Genomic DNA, 26,990 nt, shown 5'->3' with positions numbered 1-26,990 from the left:
GTGGTCGAGGGAATCAACAATAAACTTAAACTAATAAAACGGAGAGCCTATGGCTTTAGAAACTTTCGTAATTTTTGGGTTAGAAGTATGTTATCTTGGCATCTTGTCTGTTGATTTAGCATAAAGAGTAACGAAGAGCCCGAACAATTAGATTTCTTTCTCTTGCTAAACCCTGTTCTAAACCCTGTTCTAAACCCTGTTCTAAACCCTGTTCTAAACCGCAGCGCATCCAACTGGTGGTAATCTGCATAACTCCCTCCTGTTCGGGTTGAATAAATGTGCTAATCTCCTGTTGAAATTCTATCTCCTCGGACGAGTTGAGATTGAGATAGGTATCGACAAAGCCTGAAATCAATTGCATTCTAGCGGCATCTAATCTTAATGTTACCAATAATCTTAGACATTGTGCCTTAACTTTTGCTCTATCCCGAGGGGCAATTTTCATTTTAGCCATCAAAGCGGCGGCGACGGGATTAGCTTGATTAATAAAATCTCGCCAATTCAAGCGATTTAACTGGACAACTTGATAGTTAAATTCTAGCACTTTTAAGTCAGGAAACTCAATTTTATATTGACGAATTGCTTCTTTTTGTGGACGATCATAGGAGAATATGACAATGGGATAAACTGGTAAGGCAAATTTTTGATGCAGACGAGCGAAATAAGTAAACATTCGCCGATTAAATTCCGGTTGAGAGCTAGACTGTGCTTCTAGATGAATTAAGAAAAATGATGATTGTCCTCGAAATTGAACTTGGGCGACTAAATCACTTTCATACTTTTCTCCTTCCGTGACATCGGTAAAGACTTCTTTGTCTAAAAATGTGATCTGATTAGGCTCTAAATAATTGATAATCTCAGGAAAAAACAACTGAATAAATTCAACAAAAAAAGTCGCAATTAATTCCTTAAATAAACGATCATGGTCAATAACATTATTCATGCCTAATAATTATAAACGAGGAATCCTTCAGCTTATCTTCATAACTTTTTGTAGTAATTATCAAGGATTTTCCAATGACCAGCACTAGGAGACAAAGAAATTAAATCCTCGATATTGCCTTCCATAGTAGCACAAATTTGAGCGAGGGGTAATAGCAAATCCTCTAGTAAGACGAGTTAGGACGAGGAGATAAAATGCCCAAGAAAGCGTACTTATCCGAACATCTAAGTTCAGAGGAACCGAAAGATAAATACAGAACCAGTCAAGACTCAGTGGCAACAAGAAGATGGCACTGGTTAGGTAAAATATCTTGAGGATGGACAATCAAAAAGGCGACAGTAGCTGTCGGATTAGATTATCAATATCTAATCAATTAGGAGAAGAAGTAGTTAAAAATATCAAGAAAAAGAGTCAGGAACATCCGAGAGGAAAAGAACCTTTATCGAAGGAAGAACAATTCCAAAAATTAAAATTGAATAAATTCAGGGAAATTTACGGTAATTTTGCCGGTTAAATCAATTCCCTGCTATCTCCATCCCAAATTACTGCTAGTACAAAAAGTCGAACGACTTTTAAATTATCGATTGAGAATAGAAATAATTTCAATGATTTTGAGGAGTTTTTTCCTGAATTATAGGACGTAGTTGTTGCACCAGTTCCTTAGAGCGTATTATTCTTGCTTCTGGTAATAAATGCTCATGGGTATCGCCAAATAAACTAGAATCTGTTTGCAGATTAAGAGTTTTTGGATTGTAGATTAAAGGCACTATATTAGACAATTCTTCAATAGTTTTTTTAACATTTTTTACAGTGGTTTCATCGGTCTTAGCATAAACCCAAGAGAGAGAAACTACTAAATAAGCACCTTTAGCTTTTAACTCCTCTTGAAATTGAGCGATGCGTTTGAGGGAGTGTTGAGAAACAGGTTGCTTAAATGTTCTGCCCCGCCATTTACCTGTACGATGTTTGACTACGGTAGGATCTCCTTTTTCTGTGATTGGATCTGATAAATAACCCCTAGGTTTTCCTGTTTGTATAACATCAACAGCAGTTTTTACTATAGCGCGTAAACTAGGAACTCCCATTAACCAAGTCTCGGAAACTAATTGTTCTAAGGGTATATTTCCTAAACCCGGTTTTCCAATAGCAACACCCAAGGGAACCGAACCAAATAAACCATCACCATAACCAATACCATCATCGTCCAGTAACATCAAATATTCAGGAATGAGAACCACTATATCCCCCGGACGTACCTGTTCTAAAATAATTGGGCAAATGACATTTAATCCCAAATCTCCCTGTAAACCAAAGTTAAAAACTGGGATTTTTAGCTCCTGTTCTATGAATTGAGAGTTAATACTATATTGTACTCCCGACCCCCCCGCAAAAATTATTCGTCTCGGTGCATCTATCTGCTTGGCAAAAGATACTTTTTGTTCGTACATTTGTAGGAGCCACTTTAATTCACCACCGTAGTATACGTTATAAAAAAAACCCAAAGACCAGGCCACCCCAACGGTAGCTAACCAAGGCCAAAAAGTAAACATTTTCTTCATAAGTTTAGCTCCTAGAGTTGAAGAACCAGAGGACAACTAGAGAATAACTAATTCTAGTTCAAAAAAGAGATAATTTGTCTCATCTTTCCTGCCACAATTGCCAAATAGTCGCCACATATTTCCGTCCTTTTGACAAATAATCCCAAAGATTAATTCCAGTTTTACTCTCACCATAAATGCGGGGAACGCAAAGATAAGGAACTTCCACTAACTTATAACCTAAACGATTGGCACGGGTTAATAAATCAATGCAGTATTCTCCATAATCTCCCTTGAAGCGAATTTTTTCTAAAACCTGAGAACGAACGGCAATAAAACCACTGGTATAGTCGTGAACTTGATTGCCTAGCATCACGATGGCCATGCGATTAATAATCCAGCTTAACATCCGGGCCATCAGTCCGTGGGCAACATCATCACCCCCCGGAATCCAACGAGAACCTACGGCCATATCAGCTTTTTTAGCTCGAATCGGTGTGATTAATTGCGGCACATCTTCTGGAGGCATAGACAAATCACAATCCATCCAAGTAATAATTTTAGCACCATACAGATTAATCGCATCGTCAATACCTCTTTGTAGAGCCGAAGTTAACCCTTTCTCGTTGATTCTGCGACACAAAATTACCCCCGATTGGAATTGCGAATCTTGGGGAGGAGTAGGATATTGTTGGGCTAAATCTTCTACTATCTGCCAAGTTTCATCGGGAGAATTATCATCCACCACTAGCACTAAATAAGGACTAGGAACACTAGCTAGTAAACGTTCAATTAATTGACTAATATTATCTCGCTCGTTATAAGTGGGTAAAATCGTACAGACTAAATCATTACCTGCTGGGGTAATTGTTGGCTTATCCTCGGATTTTTGGGCTAGTAAACCTGTCTCAGAAGCAGATATAACTATTTCATAGAAAGGATATTTACCAATGATTCCAGAGCGATTTATGCCAATTTGAAACTTTTGTCCATCTTGGCTAAATTCCAGTTCTTCTGGTGGGGATTCTAAGAGTTTACAAGGGGAGTAGGGATAGCAAACGTAGGGAAAACTAGACAATCCTTGACTGAGTAATTCTTGGCATAGTTTAACCATAGCTTGACTATTTTCCACACGGAAGAAAGTTTTTTGTTTCTCCAAACCAAAACCCAAAACTTGTGCCGCATATTGATGAGAAAAGGCAACAATAGAATTAGTATCCTCTTCTATACTTTTGATAGCTGGTGCTATCCCCTGATGGGTTTTATAGAAAAATTCTCCCCCTTGATAAATGTTTTTATAGACACCTATTGCCATTAAGATTAACAGTAAAACCCAACTTCCCTTGGCTACAAAAACTTCTTGGTTCGCCTCGACAATTTTTACTTGTTCCACCGTTAATAAGGTAACAAAGGGGATAAGAGGCAATAAATATCTCGGTCCCCATTGTTTCCCTCCCACCATGACTTCTCCCGGGGCAATATCGACTAAACAAGACACCCCTACTGTGTAGATAAAATAGAGAGCATAGACAAAAAGCATTTGTTTATCTAGAGATATATTGCCGATGTCAAATAGATAACAACTAGCTAAAAGTATCAGGAAGTAAATTATATTGTCCTTGACTAACGCCTTGGTTTTAACCATTCCTTGCCAGCGAAGATTGACGAGAACAGCCAAGATGATAATCGCCGTTACACTAATTAAAGTTACGGGAATATCCTTGGCAAAATTCAATTGTTGACCGCTCCAAGTGAGCAAGTAAGCTAAGGGAATTATACAGATAGGAAAATGCACTAAAAAAGAGCTATTTAACTGATAAAAACTGGTCAGGGCTTCTTGAATACGTTTTTTCCAAGAAAACTCCTCAAGGACTAACAAAGCGTGAACTCCGAGAAAACGATTATAAATTAACTTATTGCACAACCACAGTAAAAACACACTAACAATCATACCTAGCACAAAAACAAAAGCTATTCGATTGGTTAGCAGAAATTCAGAAAAATTAAGATTTTTCTCGGTTGAATACCAAGCAAAAATTGAGGTTTGTTCTGGAGTTAACCCCAAGAAAACTAATAAAGTTAAAGTTGCCACTAGGGCCAGACATTCCGAGCGGAACCATACCGATAAACCCACTAGAAATCCGCCTAATAAATTGGGCAGCCAGCCACTATTAGCTGTATCGGGTAGAAAAAAAGCGATAACAATTCCCAAAAATCCTAAAGTAACAGCGAGGGTATGTTCACAATATATGGCACTGTATAGAGTTAAGGGAGAAGCAAAAATCAAAATAACTAATCCCAAAAGACCACCCCAACTGTCTAGGGAAAAAGCGGGAATTGCTCTTGAAAAACTGAGCCACAATACCCAAATTGATAGGAGGGGAATCAAGTAAAACCCCCGATAACCCCAAAATTTATAAAAAAGGGAAGTTAGCAAAGAGAATGAAAAAGGAAAAGAGATATAATAACGTTGATTTAAGTAGTAGACAAAAGGGGGGCGATAAGTGTATAAACCCTCTTGCCAAAGACGAGTAACCCAAGCTTCTGCGCGCTCAACTAAGTCAAATCGCCATGGACCATTACTTAGCTGACGAGCTAGTAAAGCTTTCAGCGCTCCATCGCCATTAAAAAAAACATCCTTGGGAACTAAAATACATAGATATAGGGAATAAAAGCAACCGGCGGCAATTACTACCCAAGATAAAAACTCCGTGCCAATTATCATAAAAGTCGGTTTTTATTCAAAAAATTTTTATCAATTTTTCATCCCTACTCAGCCGCAGCAAAAACTTGCCGAACTGCTTTGGCCACTCGCTCAATTTGCTCGTCCGTGAGAGCTAAACCGCTAGGCAGATAAAAACCCCTGCGCGCCAGTCTTTCAGCCACGGGACAGGAAATATTTTGCAATAATCCCATTTTGTGAAATACCGGTTGTTCGTGCATACACCAGAAAAAAGGACGCGTACCAATCTGATGTTCTTTGAGGCGTTTCATCGCTTCCATAGCATCAAAGTTAACCTCATCTTTGAGAACAATACCATAAACCCAATAAATATTTTCGGCATAATCAGTTTGAGGTAGGGGCAATTCTAGAGAGGGGATATTTTGCAATAATTCCCTGTAGCGTCTGCCCATTTTTCTCTTGCGCTGGACAAAAGTTTCTAGCTGTTCTAATTGTGCTAAACCCACTGCCGCTTGCAGATTAGTCATCCTCAGATTCCAGCCCAGTTCTTCGTGAATAAAACGTCGTTGGGGCTGAAAATATAAATTTCTCAGGGAACGACAACGCTCAAAAATATCCTCTTGGTTGGTGACAATCATGCCCCCTTCCCCAGTGGTAATATGTTTGTTGGAATAGAAACTAAAGATGCTGATATCACCGAAACTACCACAGGGTTTACCTTGATAGGTTTGACCGTGCATTTCCGCCGCATCTTCAATAATTTTTAAACCGTATTTTTGAGCTAATTCTAAAACTGGAGTCATTGCCACCGGTAATCCGTAGATATGAACCACCATTATCGCTTTAGTGCGGGGCGTGATTTTTGCCTCTATCTGACTGATATCCATGTTCCAAGTCTGCGCTTCGCAGTCCACCACCACGGGAATCGCCCCGGCTTTGACAATGGCAGCTCCGCAGGAAATGATGGTAAAAGTGGGGAGAATCACTTCATCCCCCGAACCAATTCCTAAAGCGACGATGGCCGCTTCTAAGGCCATAGAACCATTGCACACGGAAACGGCATACTTTCGCCCCACAGCGAGGGCAAAATTTTCTTCAAATTTCTGAACGAAGGGACCTTCCGAAGAAATCCAACCGCTATCAATACATTCGTTAAGATACTGTTTTTCCTTGCCCGCAAGTAGCGGCTCATTGACGGGAATAAAGCTACTCATGCTATCTCTGCTCCCGCCATTTTAACCACGGTTTCCTCAATTCCTGTAAAGCGAGTTTTATCCTGATTACCAACGTAAGGACCCTGTTTGACTTCAATCATTTCTACTTCTTCTAAGACTTGGAAACCATGGCCACCTTGTATCAATAAAACCACATCCCCATCTCTCAATATATGACTTTCTAGATATTGTTGGTCGTCATCATAGAAATCTACCCGCAGTTTTCCTCTTTTGATAATTAAGACTTCCTGGGTAAAAAATACTTCCCGTTGTACTTTGTTATGAACGTGGGGCATAATACTTTTTCCCGTCGGGTGTCTCATATAGGCCAACTGTTGGGAAAAATCATCGGGAGTTAGGAAATGAATCCCCTCTTGGTTAAACTCTCGTCGGAGAATTATCGCTAAAACTTTACCCTCTTTCGTAATTTGGGAAATTGGCAAAGAGTTAAATTGACTTTCTGGCTTATTTTTCTGATTTGGTTGGCGGAGAAAATCTAAAGATAAAAAGTCTGAGGCTAGTTTAAACATGAATTTAACCCCCCTATGGGATGGTTGTGAGAAAGGCTGAAATTGATTAACAGCAAAGAAGCGGCCAACCAGTGACTAACTCTTGTCACCCTCGTTAGGCCAATTTAATTTAATTAGCTAAAGCTTAATCTAATCAACACGATGGTTAATTTAGTTAACAGAAGGTTAATGCCGACTAAGCCAAGGCAATTATACCATACATTTAAGAAAATACAAACGTAAATTTGTTTTTTTAAAATCTTTTTATAGACGAGCTTGGCTTATCTTAAAATGTAGTACAGCTTACCTACCATGGTTATTTGACTGACGGCTAACTGCTATATTTTCTGATGACGATATAAATAGCAAAAACTATAGACGAATAGCTATGAGCTTTGGTGAAGAATTTGAATTACTGCTGCGGGCGCGCTATCCTCTCATCTATATTACCACCCTAGAAGAGGAACGTCTCGAAAAAGCGATCGCCGATATTGCCAAACAGAGCCATAACCGTGCTGTCTATGTTTGGGATTTCGTGGATGGTTATCAAGATAATCCCAATAATGAGAACTTTGCTCGGCGTAATCCCCTGCAAGCTCTTGAATTCGTCGAAAAGCTGCCGTCTAACATCGCCGCCATCATAATTTTACGCGATTTCCAGCGCTTTTTAGAAGATATTTCCATCGCCAGAAAATTGCGAAATCTGGCCCGTTCTCTGAAATCTCAGCCCAAAAACCTAATTATCGTCGCTCCCGAACTGTCTATCCCCTCGGATCTAACCGAAGTAATCACCGTCGTCGATTTTCCCCTCCCCAGTGGCGAAGAAATTAAACAGGAAATCCAGCGATTAATCGCCGCCACCGGACAACCCCTAAAAGAACCACTCCTGGATGAATTAGTGCTTTCTGCCCAAGGATTGTCCCTAGAGAGAATTCGTCGGGTTTTAGCCAAATGTTTAGCCAGTCACGGCAAAATTGAGCCAGAGGACGTGGAATTAATTTTGGCAGAAAAACGCCAATCGATTCGTCAAACCCAGATATTAGACTTTTATCCCGCCACAGAGCAGATTTCTGACATCGGGGGACTAGATAATCTCAAAGACTGGCTGATTCGTCGCGGTGGTGCTTTTAGTGAACGCGCCCGCGCCTACGGTTTACCCAATCCCCGGGGTTTACTATTGGTGGGAATTCAGGGGACGGGTAAATCCCTGACAGCGAAAGCTATTTCCCATCATTGGCACTTACCCCTACTGCGTCTAGACGTGGGGCGTTTATTTGGCGGATTGGTGGGAGAATCGGAATCACGCACCCGTCAGATGATTAATCTCGCCGAAGCTTTAGCTCCCTGTGTGCTGTGGATAGACGAAATCGATAAAGCTTTCGCCGGAGTGGATGGGAAAGGCGACGGAGGAACCACCGGGCGGGTTTTCGGGACTTTTATCACTTGGTTAGCCGAGAAACAATCGCCGGTTTTTGTCGTCGCTACAGCTAATAACATCCAATCTTTGCCCCCGGAAATGTTGCGAAAAGGACGCTTCGATGAGATATTTTTTGTCGGACTACCTAGCCAAAAGTCCCGCGAGGAGATTTTTAGCGTTCATCTGGGGAAAGTCCGGCCCCATAATCTGAAAAGTTATGATATCAAGCGACTAGCCTACGAAACTCCCGATTTTTCGGGGGCAGAAATCGAACAAACCATCGTGGAAGCGATGCACATCGGGTTTAGTCAAAATCGCGACTTTAGCACCGATGATGTGCTTGAGGCCGCTAGTCAGATTATACCCCTGGCTCGCACTGCTCAAGAACAGATCCAGTTTCTACAGGATTGGGCTAAGTCCGGTAAAGCTCGTTTAGCCTCTCGCGATGATCGTTTTAATGTTAATCCTAACAGTTAATTTAGCACCAATATGAAGCGTTTATCTGGTTTATTGCAATTTATGGTCGGTTTTGTCATGGGAGTGGCGATTTTGGTCGGTGGGGCCACTGCTGTCGCCTATATGCTTCTCTCCGGTATGAATTCTAATCCTCCTAAACCCGTCTTTACCGAGGAGAAAAAAGAGGAAACTAAGGAGGAAAAAACCGCCGTCAAACCTTCTCCCACCGCTACTACTCCCGTCCAAGAACAACCCCAAGCTGCGGTGAAAGAGTCTCCCACAGCTGCACCAGCACCAAAAGCTGCCCCGAAACCCAGTCCCGAAGCAAGAAAAAAAGAAACTACATCCGAGGGTTATCAAGCGCGGGTGACATGGCAAAGCGGTTTAAGTCTGCGCTCTCAACCTACCAGTGAATCGACTCGTCTCGGTGGTCTCGATTATAATACTAAAGTCAGTGTGGTGGGAACCAGCAGCGATGGCCAATGGCAGCGCGTGCGTCTGTCCGATGGTCGCGAAGGTTGGATTAAAGCGGGTAATATTTCTAGAGTCCAGTAAATAGGGTTTGCGGCAAAAAGTTTTTCCTGGGGGCAGGGTGTGGGGCGTAGGGTGCAGGGTTTTACCCATTTTCAGGCGGTCAATTACCTAATTTTCAGGGAAAAAGTCCCAGAATTTTCCCCCCGCTCACTCCAATGGCCGGTACTTTTGGATTTCAAAAAGGTCTAAAAGTATTATCGAACAATGTTTTTAGATTTATTCAGCAAACCCTAAATATTTAGAAGGGATAGATTTTCTAAATCTATCCCTTTCCCTAATCAGTAGTTGGACAAAGTTAAATTTACACTCTGGAAGGAGAGAACCCCAGAACTGCGGCACTCCGGAAGTAAAAAATATCTGTGATTAATTAGGGTTGGCTGAAAAAGTACGGGCGAAGCATTCGGGCAATAACCTATCGGTGAAACCGTAGATTTTCTATCCGAATGCTTCGCCCCTACAGGACGCGGGCCGATGAAGACGCAAGGTTTTGAAGCACGATTCTCTCAAAATCTTGCACCTGTTTCGCAAGAAAACCCACAAAACCCTTACCTTGCCTACATTTCACATTTATTCAGCAAGCCCTAATTCTGTCTGGGTACTTAACCACTAATTCAAGAACGATTATCGCGATTAACTTTTCTGATTAACCAATAACTTGCCGCTAAAGCTAAGGTTCCCACGGTGAGGGCAATTAAATCATCTTTACTGTATTTCTTGGGATCAAAAATAATAATTTTTCGAGAGATGGCAATCAGGGCAGTAACTACGACTAATTCAACCTGTACGATGTGTTTCCTTAGGTAAGCAGTGATGTTTTCTAATAACTCTAAGGCAATTAAAATATTGAGAAATAATCCGAAAATTTCAATTAAAGTTTTGCTAAAAAAACCGACGGGTTCCGTAGTAAATAAATCTTTGATTAGGATAACTACTAGGTCATAAAGAGAAACAATAATAACAACAATTAAGGCTACGGATAAAACCTTAGAAACTATGTTTTCAATGAGATGAATCGACTTCATGAAATCTTCATCGCGCCATTGTTGACCAAAATTGATAAGTAGTTTCCGTATCTGTTTGAGCATGATCGATTAAGTAAAAAGTAAAAATTATTATTGTATTTTATTGCTAATTGTTCTATTTAGCTAACAAGTAAGTATATCCCCCCTTTATCCCCCCTTTATCCCCCCTTGATAAGGGGGGTATCTGACAATTTTTAACATCTAAGTAGGGAGGCACAATTATTTGTAGGATGGGTTAGCGGTAGCGTAAACTATGCGGTCGTTGGGTTTCATGCTTCAACCCAACCTACGTTCATCTTATATTTAATTCCACCCACCCACTTACTTACTTAGAAATAATTTTACTTGAAGAAGGCTTCCCTAGAAAAAAATCTAGGTGCGATCGCTGTTAAGTCAACCGCACCCCAAACTAATACAAATGCTCACATCTAGCTAACATCATCGTGAGCGAAACGATTATAGAGGAAGTCGAGGGCATAGTTACGCAGACGATAATATTCCGGATCCTCCATAATTCTCTCCCGATCGCGGGGACGGGGGAAATGAATATTCATCACTTCGCCGATTTTCGCTTCCGGTCCATTGGTCATCATTACCAGCTTATCAGCGAGGAAAAGAGCCTCATCGATATCGTGGGTAATCATCAACACCGTACAGCGTTTATCTTGCCAGATTTTCAGCAATTCTTCCTGTAATTCCTCTTTGGTAATCGCATCCAAGGCACCGAAAGGTTCATCGAGAATCAACACTTCCGGACGGATAGAAAGAGCGCGAGCGATCGAAACCCGTTGTTTCATCCCCCCGGAGATTTGGGGAGGGGTTTTGTCCATAGCTTCGGTTAAACCCACCATAGCTAAATGTTCCCGCACGATCGAGCGTTTTTGTGCTTCCGGAGCATTGGGAGACACCGCATCTACCGCCAGATAGACATTTTCAAAAACACTTAACCAAGGCAATAAAGCATAGTTTTGAAACACTACCATGCGATCGGGCCCGGGTTTAGTAATTTTCTTACCGTTAACTTTAACGATCCCATCAGTGGGAGAAGAAAAACCCGACACCATATTTAATAGGGTGGATTTACCGCAACCGGAGTGACCGATCACACAGATAAATTCACCTTCATTGATGCTGAGATTAACATCCTTGAGGACGGTGTAGGGGCCTCTAGGAGTGGGATAAACCTTAGAAACTCCTTCAATGGTGACAAAAGCTTCTTTACTGGGGGTCTGGGTTGCTCGGTTAACGGTGTCGGTGGTAGTGTACATGATTAGTCTTTGGGGGAAATTAGTTAATAGGGGCAATGGCCGGGGATAATTGGCTAGTAATTATCCCCTTAGTCGATTTTTAGGCAATTTTGCGAGATTCACTGGCACCAGGACGAGCATCAATAGCCACTTCGGCCATAGTGACGTTTTGTTTGATCTCTAAACTATTGAGATAACCGATCGGATCCTCGGCATCAAACTCGATACCATCGAATAAAAGGATCGGTGTGCGACGATATTTAATATCCCCTAGACCCAATTCCCGGGCTGCGGTACTAAAGACACCCACCCGACAGACTCGTTCGAGAATTTCTACCCAGTTACGCGGGAAAGGAATGTGGCCCCAGCGAGCCATTTGGGTCATCATCCAGAGGTGTTCGGTACGACTGGGACGATTTACCCCATCCCCATAGAACAGATGGTGTGCATATTCTTTCATCGGTCGATCGAGACTGCACGCATAGGAGTTGGGATCACCCAGTTGGATATAATCTATATTGGTACTAAGATACTGACGACTGGCGAGGATTTGACGAATTTCTTCCTGATTCCCTTCCTCGGCACAGTAGCGACAACCTTCCAGCAGTGCTTTGACTAAAGCGACATGGGTATTAGGGTATTTATTGGCCCAATCTTCCCGGACTCCCAGGGCCTTACCCGGGTGGCCCTGCCAGATTTCTAAGTCGGTGGCGACGGTGTAACCGATACCCTCCATGGCGGACCTGAGATTCCAAGGTTCACCGACACAGTAACCGTCAATACTACCGGTTTTCAGGTCGGCTACCATTTGGGCCGGGGGAATAGTTTCGAGGTGAACGTCTTTATCGGGGTCAATTCCCGCTGCCGCTAACCAGTAACGCAGGAGCAAATTGTGCATCGAGGAGGGATGAACAATGCCAAAAATATGGCGCTGCTCCTTCGATTCCAATAGCATCTGTTTTAAAGCGTTACCGTCAATCACTCCCTCGTCATAGAAGCGTTTAGCGAGGGTGACACCGTTACCGTTACGAGTCATAGTCAGGGCGCTGACAATCGGCAAAGGTTGATCTTGATAACCACCAACAGTTAACCAGGTGGGCATTCCTGAAGGCATTTGCGCCCCGTCGAGAAATCCCCCCGCGATCCCGTCCACAACGCCTCGCCAACTGGTTTCCCGGACTAAATTCACCTCATCTAGACCATGTTTAGTAAAGAATCCCTTTTCTTTGGCCACTGCTAGGGGCGCGCAAGCGGTGAGGGGAACAAAACCGATTTCTAGATTGACTTTTTCTAAACCGTGACGGGCAATTACTTCGACTTTGCGAGCGCGTAGTTTTTTGATCCGTTTTTGTTGGTTGAGGAAATAGATAATTTCACTCCGGAGACTGTAGTAACTGGGGTGTTCCACCACTTCCATGCGTTTGCGGGGACGGGGGATATCTACTTCCAAAATACCGCCAATTTTTGAGCCGGGGCCATTGGTGAGCATGACGATGCGATCGGATAATAGCACCGCTTCATCCACATCGTGCGTCACCATTACCGAGGTCATTTGGTATTCTTCGCACAGCTGCATTAACTGTTCCTGTAGATTACCTCTAGTCAGGGCATCTAACGCGCCAAAGGGTTCGTCTAAAAGCAGGACTTTCGGACGAATGGCTAGGGCGCGAGCGATCGCTACCCGTTGTTTCATCCCCCCCGATAATTCGTTGGGACGTTTATCCACTGCATGACGAAGATTGACCAGATCGATATATTTTTCGACTTCAGCTTTTCTTTCGTCTTCTGATAGTTGGGCGAGAACTTGATCGACGGCCAGAGTAATATTTTCTTTGACAGTTAACCAGGGCAAAAGGGAATAGTTTTGGAAGACTACCATGCGATCTGGCCCTGGTTTTTTAATGCTTTGACCTTGCAAAGTCACCACTCCTTCCGTGGGCAAATCTAAACCAGCGATCATGTTTAAGAGGGTGGATTTTCCGCAACCAGAGTGACCGATGAGGGAGATAAATTCTCCTTTTTTGATCTGTAAATCGATACCTTTCAAGGCCACATATTCACCGCCACCACTGAGGGGGAATACTTTATCAATGTTATCGACAGCAACAAACAAACTCATAGTTTTTTTCTCCTTAAGTTAGCTCAAGTTTCAGTTGGTTGAAGATGGGGAAAATTTCCCCATAAATTACCTATTGACGAACGATTTGATTTTGTAACCAAGCCATAAAGCGATCGAGTAATAAACCCACACCACCGATATAAAATAGCGCGAGAATAATATCGCTGATGTAGTTATTTTGGTAGGCATCCCAGATAAAGAAACCGATACCGACGATACCCGACATAACAATTTCTGCCGCAATAATCGCTAACCAAGCTAAACCGATCGCAATTCTCAAACCAGTGAAGATGTAGGGAAGAGCCGAGGGAATTAATATCTTGAAAAAGAATTTTTTGCTGGACAATTGCAAGACTTGTTTAACGTTGATATAGTCTTGGGGAATTTGTTGGACACCGACGGTGGTATTAATCAAAATCGGCCAAACTGCGGTAATAAAGATCACGAATAAAGCAGCCGGTTGATTTTGTTGTAAAGCGGCCAAAGATAGGGGAACCCAAGCAAGAGGAGGAACTGTTCTTAGGAATTGAAAAAGGGGATCGAGGGCCTTATTTAAGAAGGGATTAACCCCAACCATAATTCCAACTCCAATACCCACCACTGCGGCAAAAGAATAACCGATTAATACCCGTTTTAGACTTTCGAGAGTTTGCCAGAATAGTCCCTTATCAATACCTCCACGGTCAAAGAAAGGATACATTAAATAGGTGCGGGTACGCTCATTAGTAATAATATCCGATGGCGGCGGTAATTTAATCAATCCCACCATAGACATTAACTGCCATAAAATCAGGAAAAATAAAATACCCACAATCGGAGGAAGGATATCCCCAGAATGCTTTTTCCAGAATTTACTAAAGTTGAAACCACCGTTACTTTTTCTGCTGACGCTAGTTGCCATTTTGCCGTTTTCCTTTGTTGAAGATAAAGTTACTTGATTGGAAAGAGAAGAAAACATTTTTGGGATTGATAGACTAGATATTTTATGCCCCTAGCCTATCGGGAAAAACTCGCTATTTTTTAATCGCCAAACTATCGAGATAAGCTTGGGGATTAGCAGGGTCAAAAGTTTTGCCATCAAAGAATTTCTCCACACCACGGGAGGTACTGGTGGGAATATCGGCCGCAGGAACTCCTAATTCTGTGGCTGCCGCTTTCCAAATATCCTCGCGGTTAACTTTGTCGATTAATGTTGAGGCAGTGGTTAAAGTTTCTTTCGGCAAGAAACCCCAACGAACACTTTCGGTTAAAAACCAGAGATCATGACTCTTATAGGGATAGGAAACGCTACCGGCGGGATCTTTCCAGTAGAAAACCCCTTTATTTTTGTCGGTGATTTCCGGTTTACCGTCACCCATTTTCTGCATTCCTTTGAGGGGACCGGCGATAATTTCTTCTTTGAGGTTGAAATAAGCCGGTTTAGCGAGAATTGCCGCCGCTTCTGCCCGATTTGCCTCTTGATCGAGCCATTGCTGCGCTTCCATAACTCCTTTTAATAGTGCCTTAGTAGCTTTCGGGTTTTTATCCACCCAATCGGCGCGGATGGCGAGGTATTCTTCCGGGTGATAGGGCCAGATTTCTGCGGTTAAAGCTGACATAAAACCGATCTGATCAGCCACAATTCGCGCCGGCCAAGGATCGCCGGTACTAAACGCATCCATAGTTCCCGTTTTCATGTTGGCCACGGTTTGGGCTGCGGGTACGGCAATTAGGTTAATATCCGTATCGGGGTTAATCCCACCGGCGGCTAACCAGTAACGAATCCAGAAGTCTTGATTAGCTTTCGGGAAAGTATAGGCAGCTTTGAAGGGAGTTCCCGTCGTTTTCATGCCGAGGATGTAATCTTTGGCGGGTTTCAGGTCTAAACCGATATTTTTGCCCTCGTGTTTACCTGCGATCGCAATTCCGTTACCCTGGGTGTTTAACTGCGCTAACACATACATGGGGACTTTAACGTTATTTTTGGTGATTAGTCCCTCGGAAATCAGGTAAGGCATGGGCATTTGCCACTGTCCTCCGTCAATTCCGCCCGCATCTGCCCCAATTTCGACGTTATCTCTAGCGGCGCCCCAGTTAGCTTGTTTGGAGACTTCCACATCGGGCATCCCGTGTTTAGCGAAAAAGCCTTTTTCCTTGGCAATAATTAAAGGTGCGGCCTCAACAATAGGAATATAACCTAATTTAATTTTGGTGGTTTCGGGGGCCTCTCCGGGAGCTACCGCCACAGGAGAAGCAACCGGGGAAGCGGGTGCGGTGCTGCTGGTTCCACCCGTACTGTCGGGGGGATTACCCACACAACCTTTGAGGACAACAGCCCCTGCTGCTGAAACTGCCGCCGTGGTTAAAAATTTCCGTCTCGAAAAATTTGACATAGAGTCCTCCTACCTGCTTGCTAGAGCAAATATGTGTGCTGAATTATGGGTAAAGGAATCCCTCGCTAAACTTTCCTTCTAGCCTGTGCTATAGAAATTTAGCTATGGAATATTGAATCTCGATTGAACTTACTAAATAAGTCTAGCGGAATTTGGAAAAAATAATTAATCTGAGCGAGAATTTTATGTACAAAAATTTAATTCGATTGATAAGGATTAATTAAGACCATTGATATATCTAGCTTCTAGCCACTTAAAAAGGTTTCCGTAGGGCGCTGGAGCAGGGGTGATGGGGTGATGGAAGTGGGAAAGTGGGGAATTGGGGAAGTGGGGAGGTGGGGAAGTGGGGAAGTGGGGAGGTGGGGAATTGGGGAATTGGGGAAGTGGGGAATTGGGGAATTGGGGAATTGGGGAAGTGGGGAATTGGGGAAGTGGGGAATTGGGGAGTGGGGAAGTGGGGAATTGGGGAATTGGGGAGTGGGGAGGTGGGAGAAACAATAAAATGAGCCAAGGGTGAGTTTTAGGAATGCGGCTCCTTCTGGCTTGGTAGAATGGACAATATGCTTTCACCCCAAAGTAATGACCAGATCTAAAAAGCCGAAATCACCGAACTCCTCTGATTCGCCTACCTCTCCTTCCTTGGCTCTGTCTTCCCTACATTTTCGTCTGCAAGCTTTAGAGGAGGAGCATCAGTGGCTCCTCAAGCAGATTGGCAGAAAACGCAACGAACTGAAGAAATTCCTCGACCAGATGCGTTCCCTGGCGACGGAGATTTTTCAGAGAGGACAACCTCTCTATGAAAAACTTACCGACCTCGACCGCGAAATACACGCCCTTTTTGACGAAATCCTCACTGCTAGAAAATTGGGGCAGCAGACAAAAAAAAGGATTCTCGGAATTTACGAGACACTTCAGTTAACGGGGGTGATTAGCCCGAAATTTGACGATGGAGACGAAGAACTAGACGAACTTTTCGGAGACGAAGAACCAGAAGGAGCATCAGAGCAATCCGCGCAGGATTTCTTCTCTGGGGGAGACTCCTATAACCGTCACGATGATGGAACAGAGCTATCACCTGAAAGCTCGCCTAAATCTCCTGAATCTAGACAAATACGCCGCACTTTCCTGAGAATGGCCGAGATTTTTCACCCCGACAAGGTTACGGATCCCGAAACTCGGATGCGTCACAACGAGATTATGAAGGAAGTCAACCGCGCCTATAAAGAGGGAGATATTGCCAAACTGCTCGAAATCGAACGACAGTATCAAATGGGGGACACTTTCGAGGTTGAAGGCTCATCGGAAAGCGACCTCAAACGACAGTGCGAGAGGGTTGAAACCAATAACGAACTACTCAAAAAGCAATACGAGAACCTGAAAAGAGAACTGCGCTCGGTGCGAAATACCCCAGAAGGCGAGATGGTGAGGGCCAGTCGCGCTTGTGAGAAGGATGGCATCGACCCGATTGAGCAAATGCTAGAGGAGATGAAATTACAAGTTCAATCCACCGAAAAAATCTATAATTTTGTCCGTGACTTCCGCGATAAAAAGATAACGGTTAAAGAGTTTCTGCGCGGACCGGTCAGGATGGGCCGCAGCCCGGAAGAGATGGAAGACATTCTTGATCAACTTCTGCAGCAACTTCGCGGAATCAGCCGTTGAAGAGAGAAAGCCAGTATTTAGGGTATGCTGAATAAATGTGAAATATAGACGAGGTAAGGGTTTTAGGGTTCTGTTTTGCTCTCACAGGTGCAAGATTTTGAGAGAATCGTCGTTCAAAACCTTGCGTCTTCATCGGCCCGTGTCCTGTAGGGGCGAAGCATTCGGGCAATAACCTATCGGTGAAACCGTAGATTTTCTATCCGAATGCTTCGCCCGTACTTTTTGCCGCAGACCCTATTTAGGGTCTGCTGAAAAAGTTTTTCCTGGGGGCTGAGTGTGGGGTTTTACCTAATTTTTAAATCCGTTGAGTAACCCACAGAAAACGGGTTTCTCGGAGAAACCCGTTTTCTACTCATACAAAAGGCAAAAGGGGGAATAAATAATCAGTTTTTAATAACCAGATTTAGTATGATTTTTGATCTGCCCTAGAGTGTTGCTATCACCTTTGACAAAATCACTAATCGTACAAGTATCGAGTAAAACCAGCACTAAATCACCTCATCTTCTCTAGGTGGGGAAAGTTCCTCTCTATAAGCTTCAAAAACAATACTATCACTTACCCCTTGAAAATTAAGGATAGTTGACGACCATTGCGACTGTTCTTTTGTGGTAATTAAAAGCTGTATTGCTTCTCGGATCAAAGCATTCTGGGATTTGCCTGTAGAGCGAGATAAAGCCTGTAGTTGCTGACTTAATTCATCTTCCAGATAAAGGTTGAAGTTCATAACTTAAATTAAGCAAGTATCAATTAACTTTATTATAACAGGATAAATTCTTTCTTTTCTGGGCTGAGATATTTATCAGCATTTACTATGCTAATAGCAAACTGATCAGCTTTTTGAGCAACTTTACTGCCCATAATATAACACCACCTTCCCAACTGATAACCGATAACTCTTGAGTAACCCACAGAAAACGGGTTTCTCCGAGAAACCCGTTTTCTACTTATGCGAACGACAAAAGACAGAAAATGCTCTGACCATATTTGCTGGCTGGCGTGGGTTGAACAGTGAAGCTTCTGCCTCGGTTTCTGGGTCGATCGAAAGAGGGGCGGAACTGAGGAGTTCGGGATAGTGACAGTATTCACACCGGAACCTAGCGCGTTGTCGAACAATATGGTAGAGCGATTTAGGAATGACCATTTACTCTGGCGGCAATGACAGCGTTGATGTAGCTGAAAATTTGGTCGAGTTCGCCAATCGCTTCTAGCTCAAGGACTTCCTCCGGGGTGAGATCATCAGCTTTTTTTTTGTCAAGAAGCGTCTGCATCCGATCGCCCAGTTCATCTGTAAATTTGAATAGGGTGAGATTATTAATCTGTTGCACCCGCAATCCTTTGGGAATCAGGCTAGAGGGTTTGACAAGAGCGCTCATGGTTGTAGCTGAACGTGAAGATTCTTCGATCGTAGCAAATAGAAAAAAATCAAGCCACTACATTGGCACCCCTGAGATAATCTTCTAGTTGGCGATCGTTATCGTGACTGAGATTGCCTAGAGGTAAAGTTTCGACGCTAAAAGCTCTCACCTCACTAACTTCTAATGTATCTTTGATCTGAAAATTCCCCGCAACCGTCACTTCAATTAAAACTGAAATGGAGTGAATGCGTGGATCACGCTCAAAAGAGGAATAAACCCCGACTAAACGCCCTAAACTGATTAAATTTAATCCCGTTTCCTCTTTTAATTCCCTTTGGGCAGTATTAAAAATATCTTCCCCCCAATCGATCATTCCCCCCGGTAGGGCCCATTTGCCGGTGTCTCTGCGTCGGATTAAAACAATTGTACCATCAGCAAGCAGCGGAATCATTGTCACCCCAGTTACAGGATGACGAAAGATAATTCCCATCACACTTTTAATAAAATGCCAAATACGATCCATAGGAATTAGGAGATAGGGAGATGGGGGGATAGGGAGATAGGGAGATGGGGAGATGGGGAGATAGGGAGATGGGGGGATAGGGAGATAGGGAAATTTTAACTAATACCCCAAAACCCCAAAACCCCTAACAATATCAATCATGATCGAGAATGGCTTTAGCTTGAATTAAAGCCGATCGCACTTGTTCAAAACCTGTGCCACCATAGCTATTACGGGCCGCCACCACCTGACGAGGAGCGATCGCGTCATAGATATCGGCCTGAAAAGCTGGATGTAATTCTTGCCATTCCGTCAGGGTTAAATCTTTCAATAACTTACCGGCTGCCAAACTGCTTTTAACCACTTTCCCGACTAAATTATAAGCTTCTCGGAAGGGAATCCCCTTACTGGCTAAATAATCCGCCACATCCGTCGCATTAGAAAAATCTTCCGCCACCGCGTTAGCTAATCGGTCGGTTTTAAATTGAATCCCGGTAGCTAAAAGTACCGTCATCGCTTGCAAACAAATCCGCACGGTTTTAACGCCATCAAATAACGCCTCCTTGTCCTCCTGCAAGTCTTTGTTATAGGCTAGGGGTAAACCCTTCATTAAGGTCAATAACGCCTGTAAATGCCCAAAAACCCGCCCTGTTTTGCCGCGCACCAATTCGGGAACGTCGGGATTTTTTTTCTGGGGCATAATGCTAGATCCCGTGGCACAACTATCGGTGAGAGTGATAAAACTAAATTCTTGGGAAGACCAGAGAATCATTTCTTCGCTCAAACGGCTCAGGTGGACCATAATCAGACTAGCGGCCGTCATAAATTCAATAGCAAAATCTCGATCGCTAACTCCATCGAGACTATTGTTATACACCTGCTCAAAATCGAGTAAATTGGCGCTGTAATGACGATCAATAGGAAAAGTCGTCCCCGCTAAAGCACCACATCCTAGGGGCGAAATATTAGTCCTGGCGCGAATTTGCCCTAATCTTTGGTGATCCCGTTCGGCCATTTGAAAATAAGCGAGGAGATGATGGGCTAAACTAATCGGTTGAGCGCGCTGTAGGTGGGTGTAACCGGGGATCAGGGTTTCCAGATGGTTTTCAGCGTGATTGACTAAAGCTTGCTGAAAATTGCGAATTTCTTGCCTAATATCATCGATTTGTTGTCTAAGATACAGACGAATATCCGTTCCTACCTGATCGTTTCGCGAACGGGCCGTGTGCAGTTTTTTGCCCACATCTCCCACAATCTCGGTTAAACGACGTTCCACGGCAAAATGCACGTCCTCTTGATCGATGCCGGGGTTAAAGTTGCCGGTGCGGTATTCTTGACGAATTTGTTCCAATCCAGAGACGAGACTATCTGCTTCTTCGGGGCTGATAATACCCGTATAAGCGAGCATTTTAGCGTGAGCGATCGATCCGGTGAGATCATACTCGATTAATTCGATATCAAAGCCAATACTGGCGTTAAATTCTACGATCGTAGGATGGAGACTACCTTCAAAGCGATCGCTCCAAGTTTTCTTTGCTGTCACTGTTTTCGTTAGATGATTGTGTATAAAGTTAACCAAAATATGCTGGACAATTTTGGGGAATAATCCAGTGCTGATAGCATTACCGCTTCAGGTTAGAAAAATCTCCAACCCTACAAACATAAGAATAGCAAGAATTGCTCGCTCTGGCTGAAGGCTGATAGGCGAAAAGCTAATAAGAAGTAAAACCTCGAAAAATATAACCGACAATCAAACCGATTAATAGGGCCCATGCTTGCCCGGTTTTGACGAAATTTGAGAAGGCTTTCTGGACATTGCCGATGATATCCACGTCTTGATCCGAGATAGTCATCAAGACATTGGTAAGGGGGGAAAAGTCGATCGAAACGGATAGATGATGGAAGATGTCGATCACGATAGCATTCCTCAAAAACGAAAATCTACAAAACAAGTTAACATAAAAACGACTAAATCAAAACCACTTTTGTCTCCCTAGGGGTGAGTTGGAGGGGAGGTCACTTTCAAGATGATTGAGATTGCTGGTAATAGGATAATAATAAATTGCCCGCTTTTTCTAAATCTTGCCCAAAGGCGATAATTCCTTCTTCATGACCACTCATCACTAAAATTTGTTGCTCCTCTAGACGCTCTTCTTGACATAAACGGATAATTTCTGCGGCCATTTCTGGGGTTCCATAGGCGATATTTTCTTGGGTGGTCGGCACTCGATACATCAAATTTTGCCACAGGGGGCGATGATGAATATGAATCACCCCATTAATCTGGGGATTCGCTTCATAAATCGCTGCATGGGTGAGAGTTTCTGAAGAAGCGGCGATTGTTCCCCGACAAGTGACCCGATTTTCTTCCCAATCGTAGTCTATAACTGTGGTGTAATGGGATTCATTTAATACTGGAATTCCCCCGGTGTTAGTGCCAGAAATAATAATTTCTTTGTCTATTTTCCCTCGTTGACTCACATTCCCAAAACCGATTCCGTTATCGTATTGACCGATTAATCCCAGTCGATAGAGGCGATTGCGCCAATAATTTAATTCTGCAATCTCTGAGCTTATTAAGGGACGGTCAGTAATCCAAGTACAATTGTATTTAATGTAGCCTTCATCAATCATAGATTTTTCTGAAAATATTCGGGATAATTTTGACAAACTTTCTGCACAAATTCCTGGAGAGGATAGGAAATATTGGCGATATAATTATCTTTAATTACTTGGGAGAATAGGGGTAAAACTTCCGTATCTAAGGCAGGGTTAAATAACTCGATCGGTAGGATTAAATCGGAACCTTCCCGCACATCAATGGTCTCAAAATTATCGGCTACAATTAACCAAAGAGGACGCACCCAAAGAGCCGAACGACTTTCGATCACTTGAATTACTTCTCCGTATAAAGTTCGATTTTTGCAGAATAAACTAACAATTTGATGGGGAGTGAATGTGTTCATAGACAATTCTAGTTTTCCTCGATCAGCTAAGACGCATTTTAATCGCTTATTCTTAGATTAGCCGAATCTTCCCCCAATCTCTTTACTCTTGCCAGAGCCAACAGTAAAGAGTATCTCATCTCCACAAGCAATTTAAATGCGCGGGCAGCTTATCTTTCACTGGTTACTGAAAAAAGCTTGCCACTTGCCGATCCCTTGCCAGATCGGGAAAAAACGGCTCTTCTAGGTTGTGTGTGATAAGTTTAACTTACATTATGATTGATCGATCTTTGTGTCCTTTGTGTCTTTGTGGTTCGTTCCACCCCCTCTCTAGGAGGAATGTATCTTAGAATACATTTTACCCACCAAATCCAAGAGAGCCAAAAAACTCCGTTAGAATACGGAAAGCCGTTTACAAAACGATACAAAATCATGACCGTTGCTTACCCTCGTAAATTCAAGAAGACGATGAGCGCTCGCGACATCATGAAGCGTGTCATTAGCGATCGCGAAATTCATCTTGTCACCCTCAACCGCTACCGCTACAACGAACAACGTAGCTGTAAAGACCTGACCGAACTGATCGAAACCTTAGACGGACAACCGAAAGAACTGATCCAGGACCTTTCCCACCACGTCGCCGATGAGGCCCGCCATGCCTACTGGTTAACCGATTTATTAATCGAATTGGGGGCCGATGTGGGGAAACCGCCGGGGTTGTCCTATATCGATGAATTTGAACGTCTTCTCGATCAAGATCAATTCCAAGGCGAAGAACAAAGGGAAGATGGACTGATTGCGGCCCTAGCGGCAATTAACGTCACGGAAAAACGGGGATGCGAATACTTTGCCGCCCATATTTATGCCCTCAAAGCAGGGGAACAAACCCCGGAAAATCTGAAAATTCAGGAAACGATCGCCAAAATCTTCCCCGAAGAAGCGGGCCATGTGCGTTGGGGTAATCGTTGGTTAGCCAAAATTGCCCAAAAAAGCCCCGAACATCGGCAAAAAGTCGAAAAAGCCAAGGCCAAATACTCGGCGATCGAACAGGCCGCCTATGAATCGGGTATGGATATCACTCTGGGGGCAGAATTACGCCGCGTCGGTCATTTAATGGAAATCGCCGCCACTATGCCGCTCTGGGAACGTCCTCAATATCTGATGGAACGTTTACCCCAATCCCTTCTCGACCCGAAATTGCAATTATTCCGGGTAGAAGCGGCTCAAAAAGCCTGGAATCGTGATCCACAAATGTTTATGGAACGCTTTTTACCGATGTTTTTTAATGCGGACGGCAATATCGGCAAAAAAGAGAAAGTCAACTAATTTAACCTTGATTTTCAGGGGCAATCATTCAGCGATCGCTGAAGAAATGTTCATCGAGGATCGAGAAAATCGGCTATTGTTTTAAATAGGGGTGAGTTCTCGGCTTTAGGGCCGGAGAAACACCACTTTTTTACTGTTTATTTTGGCTTTTCTCTTTTGGATTATGCGTCTTTTAGCTGCCTTTGATCGCTATCCCGATAGTGTATCTTTAACCCTAGAACCAGTAGCCACCGACTCGCAAAAATTTGATTTATATTTAACTTTACACCTACAAGCTCAAATTCAATCTCTCCTCGGCGGGGAAATTAAATGGGGACTGAAAGGAGGAAAATTAGATTTTGTTTTAGTTAATTGTCACCTAACACCAAATCCTCTTTCTAGTCAAGAGTTATACATAAATCGTATTAATAATTATCAATGGCGGTTATCGTTCAAAAGTCCTCAGTCAATATTTACAGGAGCGATCGAAAGGATTAACCTAGGAACCGTCAGTGTGGAGGAAGAACCTTATCATCTGACGGTGCAATTTTCGCTAACAGCTGCCGATATTTGTATCACGGAAACATCGGGATTATGGAAACATGATCTAAGTCCCAATAAACATAGTATTTTAGAACGAAAGTTAGCATTTTTCCTGATGGAAAATCAATTTGATGCTTTTTTAAGTCGTATTTCTTTGGGTTCATCGCAGGTGGAATTAGATAATGTTCTGGTTGAACCGCAACTGGCAGCATCAGAAAATTTAGAGAAATTGCAGGTACAAATCGAGGGAATTTATGCTGCTGTTAGTGATGATTTTCTGGAATTAGCCCAATTAGCTGAACTCAATCCCCTAAAGGATTTTACTGGGGCAAATCTCCTGGCAGCGGAATTAAGTGGTAGATCTTTAGGTATGGCCAATCTCTATCAAGCTAATCTGCGCGGGGCCAATTTAACCGATGCTGATTTAAGTGAAATTAACGGCAGTCATGCTAGTTTTAAGGGAGCGGATTTAAGCGGAGCCTTATTAGCTAATGCCGATTTAAGTTATGCTGATTTTTACCGTTCTAGTTTGGCTTTAGCTAATTTAATTGGCTCTAATTTAGAAGGAGCTAATTTGGTTGAAGTCAACATCACTCAAGCGAATTTGAGTGGGGCAAAAGTGCAGGGGGCAAAGTTTGCCGATAATGTGGGGATGACCGAGGAATTGCGGGAAAATTTACGCTTGCGCGGAGCTTTCTGCGATTAATCAACTATTCAGCCTCTAAATGACACCAAATACTCTCACCCCTCCCCGAAAATGAAGATTAGAGATTTTCCTCGGTATCTATCCCTAATTCCCGCAGTTTAGCCGCTAATTTCGCCGCTTTTTGCTTTTCTTGCTGTACTTGGTTTTCTGCCTCTAAAACCCGATTTTCTGCCTCTAAAACCCGATTTTCTGCCTGTTGTGCCGCTTCTGCGGGAGTGGGTACTAATTCGCCTTCGGGGGTAAAATAGCGCAATTTATTGGCGAATAAACCCAAATATAAGCCTAATTGTTGACTCCAGAGCCATCCCTGGGAATTGGGGGTAATCGGTTGATATTGACCGCTAATTAGGGTAAATCCTTGAAATTCTAAGCTTTCTGGGTCAAACCAAAAATAATCGGGAGTGCGAAATATATCTTGATAAATTTGTTTTTTCTCCTCTCGGTCAACCTTGGCGGTACTATCGGAGAGAATTTCGATAATTAAATTGGGATATTTGCCCTCTTCTCGCCAAACTACCCAACTTCTGCGGTTAGGATTGGGATTTGTCCCCAAAACGACGAAAAAATCAGGACCACGAAAGAATTCTGACTTTTTCTGGTTGGGACTGTAATAGATAGTTAAATTGCCGGTGGCAAAATAATCTTCTCGCTCGCGCCACCACCATTCTAAACACTGAATTAGTAAAATAATTTGTTGTAGATGTAGGTTACTTTCCAAGGGTGGTTCATCACTCCAAAATTGGCCTTGTGGGAAGATTATCTCAGGGTTGACATGAGACTCGACTAGGGGTAAGCTTTGAGCGATAGTCATGGTTAGTCCAACAGAGATAGGTCAACAACTTATTATAAATCATTGAAGGGATTTTTTGAGCAATTGTAGCAGTAGTAATTGAGGTAGAATATTCCTGTAGGTAAATCGCCATTTTCCCCTTAAACAATACCAGAACGCAGGGCAATTACGGCCGCTTGTACTCGGTCATCCACGGCTAATTTATTCATAATTCCCCGCACATGGGTTTTAATCGTATTTGTACTTAAATAAAGTTGTTCGGCGATTTCAGCGTTACTTTTGCCCTCAACAATTAACTTTAAAACCTCCATTTCTCGCTCTGATAAAAGTGCTAGATTGGGATTAGGTTGCACTGCCGGTGCTTTGAGATTATCCATGACTAAACGGGCAATTTGAGGGTCTAAATAGGTGGCCCCATCCTTAGCCGCTTCAATGGCAGCCAAAAGGCGATCGAGACTCGCTCCCTTGATACAATAGGCATCAGCACCACTGGCCAGAGCTGCGATCACTTCCTGTTGGAGAGTGTGGGAAGTGAGCATAACCACATGAACATTAGCTAAACCCTCCTTAATCTGTTTAGTTGCCGCAATGCCATCAAGACGGGGTAAACCGATGTCCATGACCACTAAATCTGGCCGTAGGGATAGGGCTAATTGTACCCCCGCCAGACCATCACTCGCTTGACCGACAATCTCAAAATCTGGCTGTTCACCGAGCGCTTGTTCTAAACCTAACTGCATTAAAGGATCGTCTTCAACAATTAAAATCCGCATGATCTTTGATTCCTAACGGGAAAATGTACGGTTTTCACCCATCTGCATGAAGCAGAACTACTCCTAGTTTAGGCAATCTGGAGAAAGATTAACAGTGATCAGCGATCAGTGACCAGTGACCAGTGACCAGTGACCAGTGACCAGTGACCAGTGACCAGTGACCAGTGACCAGTGACCAGTGAAAGATACTAAATTTATTGAAAATTGAAAACTTAAACCTAATAACTTAAACCTAATAACTTAAAACTTAAAACTTAAACCTGATAACTGATAACTGATAACTGATAACTGATAACTGATAACTGATAACTGATAACTGATAACTGATAACTGATAACTGATAACTGATAACTG

General features: G+C 43.0%; 28 protein-coding genes. 8 read left to right on the top strand and 20 right to left on the bottom strand.

What is annotated here, in order from left to right; translation table 11 throughout:
* A partial coding sequence (locus tag IM515_RS13065; protein ID WP_271947859.1) for a transposase occupies positions 1-114 on the top strand: 114 nt, incomplete at its 5' end.
* 1 nt (position 115) lies between these two features.
* Here IM515_RS13065 and IM515_RS13060 read toward each other — a convergent pair.
* Positions 116-943 carry an Rpn family recombination-promoting nuclease/putative transposase gene (locus IM515_RS13060; RefSeq protein ID WP_287627634.1) on the bottom strand — a complete coding sequence of 276 codons (828 nt, stop codon included), beginning with the start codon at positions 941-943 and terminating at the stop codon, positions 116-118.
* A gap of 316 nt (positions 944-1,259) precedes the next feature.
* Between IM515_RS13060 and IM515_RS13055 the strand changes: the two genes are divergently transcribed.
* Positions 1,260-1,457, top strand: a complete 198-nt coding sequence (locus tag IM515_RS13055; RefSeq protein ID WP_287627635.1) for a hypothetical protein — start codon at positions 1,260-1,262, stop codon at positions 1,455-1,457.
* Between the two features lie 88 nt (positions 1,458-1,545).
* On the opposite strand, the gene IM515_RS13050 is transcribed toward IM515_RS13055, so the two are convergent.
* The 4 genes from IM515_RS13050 to IM515_RS13035 form a co-directional block, all read right to left on the bottom strand.
* Positions 1,546-2,502 carry a hypothetical protein gene (locus IM515_RS13050; RefSeq protein ID WP_287627636.1) on the bottom strand — a complete coding sequence of 319 codons (957 nt, stop codon included), beginning with the start codon at positions 2,500-2,502 and terminating at the stop codon, positions 1,546-1,548.
* A gap of 79 nt (positions 2,503-2,581) precedes the next feature.
* Positions 2,582-5,206 (bottom strand): polyprenol monophosphomannose synthase, encoded by a 2,625-nt coding sequence (locus IM515_RS13045; protein ID WP_287627637.1) that lies wholly within the window; start codon positions 5,204-5,206, stop codon positions 2,582-2,584.
* A 44-nt stretch (positions 5,207-5,250) separates the two neighbouring features.
* Entirely contained in the window at positions 5,251-6,378 is a 1,128-nt protein-coding gene (locus IM515_RS13040) for a DegT/DnrJ/EryC1/StrS family aminotransferase (RefSeq protein WP_287627639.1), read from the bottom strand.
* Positions 6,375-6,908, bottom strand: coding sequence for a cupin domain-containing protein (locus IM515_RS13035; protein WP_002787509.1), 534 nt, complete (start codon positions 6,906-6,908; stop codon positions 6,375-6,377). Before IM515_RS13035 ends, IM515_RS13040 begins: the two co-directional genes overlap by 4 nt.
* A gap of 367 nt (positions 6,909-7,275) precedes the next feature.
* Here IM515_RS13035 and IM515_RS13030 point away from each other — a divergent pair, with 367 nt between their 5' ends.
* The gene (locus IM515_RS13030) at positions 7,276-8,781 is read left to right on the top strand and encodes a Ycf46 family AAA ATPase (protein ID WP_287627641.1); all 1,506 of its coding nucleotides are present in this window, start codon (positions 7,276-7,278) and stop codon (positions 8,779-8,781) included.
* A gap of 12 nt (positions 8,782-8,793) precedes the next feature.
* Entirely contained in the window at positions 8,794-9,315 is a 522-nt protein-coding gene (locus IM515_RS13025; RefSeq protein WP_002766418.1) for an SH3 domain-containing protein, read from the top strand.
* A 590-nt stretch (positions 9,316-9,905) separates the two neighbouring features.
* On the opposite strand, the gene IM515_RS13020 is transcribed toward IM515_RS13025, so the two are convergent.
* The 5 genes from IM515_RS13020 to IM515_RS13000 all read right to left on the bottom strand — a co-directional run bounded on the left by IM515_RS13020 (position 9,906) and on the right by IM515_RS13000 (position 16,054).
* Positions 9,906-10,379 carry a phosphate-starvation-inducible PsiE family protein gene (locus tag IM515_RS13020; protein ID WP_287627644.1) on the bottom strand — a complete coding sequence of 158 codons (474 nt, stop codon included), beginning with the start codon at positions 10,377-10,379 and terminating at the stop codon, positions 9,906-9,908.
* 365 nt (positions 10,380-10,744) lie between these two features.
* Positions 10,745-11,584, bottom strand: coding sequence for a nitrate ABC transporter ATP-binding protein (locus tag IM515_RS13015; RefSeq protein ID WP_002800908.1), 840 nt, complete (start codon positions 11,582-11,584; stop codon positions 10,745-10,747).
* 79 nt (positions 11,585-11,663) lie between these two features.
* Complete coding sequence (locus IM515_RS13010) at positions 11,664-13,682, bottom strand: ABC transporter ATP-binding/substrate-binding protein (RefSeq protein WP_287627646.1); 2,019 nt, start codon at positions 13,680-13,682, stop codon at positions 11,664-11,666.
* A 70-nt stretch (positions 13,683-13,752) separates the two neighbouring features.
* Positions 13,753-14,583 carry a nitrate ABC transporter permease gene (gene ntrB, locus IM515_RS13005; protein ID WP_287627647.1) on the bottom strand — a complete coding sequence of 277 codons (831 nt, stop codon included), beginning with the start codon at positions 14,581-14,583 and terminating at the stop codon, positions 13,753-13,755.
* Positions 14,584-14,695: 112 nt separating this feature from the next.
* Positions 14,696-16,054 carry a CmpA/NrtA family ABC transporter substrate-binding protein gene (locus IM515_RS13000; RefSeq protein WP_287627648.1) on the bottom strand — a complete coding sequence of 453 codons (1,359 nt, stop codon included), beginning with the start codon at positions 16,052-16,054 and terminating at the stop codon, positions 14,696-14,698.
* Positions 16,055-16,365: 311 nt separating this feature from the next.
* Here IM515_RS13000 and IM515_RS12995 point away from each other — a divergent pair, with 311 nt between their 5' ends.
* Both IM515_RS12995 and IM515_RS12990 read left to right on the top strand, forming a co-directional pair.
* On the top strand, positions 16,366-16,560 hold the full coding sequence (locus tag IM515_RS12995; RefSeq protein ID WP_287632647.1) for a hypothetical protein: 195 nt from the start codon (positions 16,366-16,368) through the stop codon (positions 16,558-16,560).
* A gap of 73 nt (positions 16,561-16,633) precedes the next feature.
* Complete coding sequence (locus IM515_RS12990) at positions 16,634-17,716, top strand: molecular chaperone DnaJ (RefSeq protein ID WP_287627650.1); 1,083 nt, start codon at positions 16,634-16,636, stop codon at positions 17,714-17,716.
* 488 nt (positions 17,717-18,204) lie between these two features.
* Here IM515_RS12990 and IM515_RS12985 read toward each other — a convergent pair whose 3' ends face one another.
* From IM515_RS12985 to IM515_RS12950, 8 genes are all read right to left on the bottom strand, one after another.
* The gene (locus IM515_RS12985; protein ID WP_002766434.1) at positions 18,205-18,441 is read right to left on the bottom strand and encodes a ribbon-helix-helix protein, CopG family; all 237 of its coding nucleotides are present in this window, start codon (positions 18,439-18,441) and stop codon (positions 18,205-18,207) included.
* Between the two features lie 32 nt (positions 18,442-18,473).
* Positions 18,474-18,626 (bottom strand): hypothetical protein, encoded by a 153-nt coding sequence (locus IM515_RS12980; protein WP_287698020.1) that lies wholly within the window; start codon positions 18,624-18,626, stop codon positions 18,474-18,476.
* Positions 18,627-18,844: 218 nt separating this feature from the next.
* Positions 18,845-19,090: a hypothetical protein gene (locus tag IM515_RS12975; RefSeq protein WP_002772702.1), complete on the bottom strand. Its 246-nt coding sequence runs from the start codon at positions 19,088-19,090 to the stop codon at positions 18,845-18,847.
* Positions 19,091-19,139: 49 nt separating this feature from the next.
* Positions 19,140-19,595 carry an NUDIX hydrolase gene (locus tag IM515_RS12970; protein WP_287627651.1) on the bottom strand — a complete coding sequence of 152 codons (456 nt, stop codon included), beginning with the start codon at positions 19,593-19,595 and terminating at the stop codon, positions 19,140-19,142.
* Positions 19,596-19,728: 133 nt separating this feature from the next.
* Positions 19,729-21,117 carry an argininosuccinate lyase gene (gene argH, locus IM515_RS12965; RefSeq protein ID WP_287627652.1) on the bottom strand — a complete coding sequence of 463 codons (1,389 nt, stop codon included), beginning with the start codon at positions 21,115-21,117 and terminating at the stop codon, positions 19,729-19,731.
* A gap of 169 nt (positions 21,118-21,286) precedes the next feature.
* Positions 21,287-21,490 carry a hypothetical protein gene (locus IM515_RS12960; protein ID WP_287627653.1) on the bottom strand — a complete coding sequence of 68 codons (204 nt, stop codon included), beginning with the start codon at positions 21,488-21,490 and terminating at the stop codon, positions 21,287-21,289.
* 106 nt (positions 21,491-21,596) lie between these two features.
* Entirely contained in the window at positions 21,597-22,208 is a 612-nt protein-coding gene (locus tag IM515_RS12955) for a class II aldolase/adducin family protein (RefSeq protein ID WP_287627654.1), read from the bottom strand.
* Positions 22,205-22,540, bottom strand: coding sequence for a hypothetical protein (locus tag IM515_RS12950; protein WP_287627655.1), 336 nt, complete (start codon positions 22,538-22,540; stop codon positions 22,205-22,207). Before IM515_RS12950 ends, IM515_RS12955 begins: the two co-directional genes overlap by 4 nt.
* A gap of 411 nt (positions 22,541-22,951) precedes the next feature.
* Here IM515_RS12950 and IM515_RS12945 point away from each other — a divergent pair, with 411 nt between their 5' ends.
* On the top strand, positions 22,952-23,845 hold the full coding sequence (locus IM515_RS12945; protein ID WP_287627656.1) for a ferritin-like domain-containing protein: 894 nt from the start codon (positions 22,952-22,954) through the stop codon (positions 23,843-23,845).
* A gap of 163 nt (positions 23,846-24,008) precedes the next feature.
* Positions 24,009-25,073 carry a pentapeptide repeat-containing protein gene (locus IM515_RS12940; RefSeq protein WP_287627658.1) on the top strand — a complete coding sequence of 355 codons (1,065 nt, stop codon included), beginning with the start codon at positions 24,009-24,011 and terminating at the stop codon, positions 25,071-25,073.
* Between the two features lie 58 nt (positions 25,074-25,131).
* Here the strand turns inward: IM515_RS12940 and IM515_RS12935 are convergent, their stop codons facing one another.
* Together IM515_RS12935 and IM515_RS12930 are read right to left on the bottom strand one after the other, a co-directional pair.
* Positions 25,132-25,884 (bottom strand): Uma2 family endonuclease, encoded by a 753-nt coding sequence (locus IM515_RS12935; RefSeq protein WP_287627657.1) that lies wholly within the window; start codon positions 25,882-25,884, stop codon positions 25,132-25,134.
* Between the two features lie 119 nt (positions 25,885-26,003).
* Positions 26,004-26,636, bottom strand: a complete 633-nt coding sequence (locus IM515_RS12930) for a response regulator (RefSeq protein WP_150977682.1) — start codon at positions 26,634-26,636, stop codon at positions 26,004-26,006.
* Positions 26,637-26,990: the final 354 nt, after the last annotated feature.

The sequence above is a fragment of the Microcystis sp. M44BS1 genome (assembly GCF_020244875.1).
GTDB lineage: Bacteria > Cyanobacteriota > Cyanobacteriia > Cyanobacteriales > Microcystaceae > Microcystis > Microcystis panniformis.
This window is presented reverse-complemented; position numbering and strand designations above follow the sequence as displayed.

What these genes read in the sequence shown, in the direction of transcription:
- IM515_RS13060 (WP_287627634.1), bottom strand. Translation starts at nt 943, where the DNA reads ATGAATAATGTTATTGACCATGATCGTTTATTTAAGGAATTAATTGCG.
- IM515_RS13055 (WP_287627635.1), top strand. Translation starts at nt 1,260, where the DNA reads ATGGACAATCAAAAAGGCGACAGTAGCTGTCGGATTAGATTATCAATA.
- IM515_RS13050 (WP_287627636.1), bottom strand. Translation starts at nt 2,502, where the DNA reads ATGAAGAAAATGTTTACTTTTTGGCCTTGGTTAGCTACCGTTGGGGTG.
- IM515_RS13045 (WP_287627637.1), bottom strand. Translation starts at nt 5,206, where the DNA reads ATGATAATTGGCACGGAGTTTTTATCTTGGGTAGTAATTGCCGCCGGT.
- IM515_RS13040 (WP_287627639.1), bottom strand. Translation starts at nt 6,378, where the DNA reads ATGAGTAGCTTTATTCCCGTCAATGAGCCGCTACTTGCGGGCAAGGAA.
- IM515_RS13035 (WP_002787509.1), bottom strand. Translation starts at nt 6,908, where the DNA reads ATGTTTAAACTAGCCTCAGACTTTTTATCTTTAGATTTTCTCCGCCAA.
- IM515_RS13030 (WP_287627641.1), top strand. Translation starts at nt 7,276, where the DNA reads ATGAGCTTTGGTGAAGAATTTGAATTACTGCTGCGGGCGCGCTATCCT.
- IM515_RS13025 (WP_002766418.1), top strand. Translation starts at nt 8,794, where the DNA reads ATGAAGCGTTTATCTGGTTTATTGCAATTTATGGTCGGTTTTGTCATG.
- IM515_RS13020 (WP_287627644.1), bottom strand. Translation starts at nt 10,379, where the DNA reads ATGCTCAAACAGATACGGAAACTACTTATCAATTTTGGTCAACAATGG.
- IM515_RS13015 (WP_002800908.1), bottom strand. Translation starts at nt 11,584, where the DNA reads ATGTACACTACCACCGACACCGTTAACCGAGCAACCCAGACCCCCAGT.
- IM515_RS13010 (WP_287627646.1), bottom strand. Translation starts at nt 13,682, where the DNA reads ATGAGTTTGTTTGTTGCTGTCGATAACATTGATAAAGTATTCCCCCTC.
- ntrB (WP_287627647.1), bottom strand. Translation starts at nt 14,583, where the DNA reads ATGGCAACTAGCGTCAGCAGAAAAAGTAACGGTGGTTTCAACTTTAGT.
- IM515_RS13000 (WP_287627648.1), bottom strand. Translation starts at nt 16,054, where the DNA reads ATGTCAAATTTTTCGAGACGGAAATTTTTAACCACGGCGGCAGTTTCA.
- IM515_RS12990 (WP_287627650.1), top strand. Translation starts at nt 16,634, where the DNA reads ATGACCAGATCTAAAAAGCCGAAATCACCGAACTCCTCTGATTCGCCT.
- IM515_RS12985 (WP_002766434.1), bottom strand. Translation starts at nt 18,441, where the DNA reads ATGAACTTCAACCTTTATCTGGAAGATGAATTAAGTCAGCAACTACAG.
- IM515_RS12975 (WP_002772702.1), bottom strand. Translation starts at nt 19,090, where the DNA reads ATGAGCGCTCTTGTCAAACCCTCTAGCCTGATTCCCAAAGGATTGCGG.
- IM515_RS12970 (WP_287627651.1), bottom strand. Translation starts at nt 19,595, where the DNA reads ATGGATCGTATTTGGCATTTTATTAAAAGTGTGATGGGAATTATCTTT.
- IM515_RS12955 (WP_287627654.1), bottom strand. Translation starts at nt 22,208, where the DNA reads ATGATTGATGAAGGCTACATTAAATACAATTGTACTTGGATTACTGAC.
- IM515_RS12950 (WP_287627655.1), bottom strand. Translation starts at nt 22,540, where the DNA reads ATGAACACATTCACTCCCCATCAAATTGTTAGTTTATTCTGCAAAAAT.
- IM515_RS12945 (WP_287627656.1), top strand. Translation starts at nt 22,952, where the DNA reads ATGACCGTTGCTTACCCTCGTAAATTCAAGAAGACGATGAGCGCTCGC.
- IM515_RS12940 (WP_287627658.1), top strand. Translation starts at nt 24,009, where the DNA reads ATGCGTCTTTTAGCTGCCTTTGATCGCTATCCCGATAGTGTATCTTTA.
- IM515_RS12935 (WP_287627657.1), bottom strand. Translation starts at nt 25,884, where the DNA reads ATGACTATCGCTCAAAGCTTACCCCTAGTCGAGTCTCATGTCAACCCT.
- IM515_RS12930 (WP_150977682.1), bottom strand. Translation starts at nt 26,636, where the DNA reads ATGCGGATTTTAATTGTTGAAGACGATCCTTTAATGCAGTTAGGTTTA.